This window comes from Amnibacterium endophyticum, assembly GCF_042680685.1.
GTDB lineage: Bacteria > Actinomycetota > Actinomycetes > Actinomycetales > Microbacteriaceae > Amnibacterium > Amnibacterium endophyticum.
The window spans coordinates 1-581 of record NZ_JBHUEA010000056.1 but is presented as its reverse complement, the minus strand read 5'-3'; the positions used below and the strand labels follow the sequence as shown (position 1 = coordinate 581).

The 581-nt window shown below is 35.5% G+C and carries 1 protein-coding gene; it reads left to right on the top strand.

The genetic code is table 11. The features are described 5' to 3' along the window. Window positions 1–420 precede the first annotated feature (420 nt). A partial coding sequence (locus ACFSBI_RS16265; RefSeq protein WP_377936793.1) for a replication initiation protein occupies window positions 421–581 on the top strand: 161 nt, incomplete at its 3' end.

Below are 581 nucleotides of genomic sequence, written 5' to 3'. Positions count from 1 at the left end.
TCTTTACCAACATGTTTTTAGCAAAGGAGCCTTTAGGCGACTGCGCAGTACAATGTGAGAGCGTAGCGATCACACCTTTTTGGCGACCGTAGGAAGCAAGGTTTTGGATTGGCAGTTTTGAAAAATGCGCGAACCTGTTTAAAGAAAAAAGAAGTGGTTTTTAGGCGGGAAAATTAGCCCCCCTCTTTTTATATCTCTTTTTAAACCTCTTTTTAAACCTCTTTACCGTAAGCTGTGTCCTTACTCTACCAATGGATACAGAATGTTATGAAGGACATTTTGTCTGTTTATGAAGGACATTTTGTCTGTTTATGAAGGACATTTTGTCTGTTTATGAAGGACATTTTGTCTGTTTGAACGTCAAATATGAATGTCTTGACATTTAAAAAATGTCATTCATAATTGGATTGAGGTGATTATATGGCTAATGAGATTGTAAAATACCACCATGAATTAAATACAATTCCTTTAAGAAAATTTACACCGGTTGAAATGAATTTGTTTTTTTCCATCGTGTCTAGAATGCGTGAAAAAGGGGATAAGACAGTTCGTTTTACGTTTGACCAACTAAAAGATTTAAG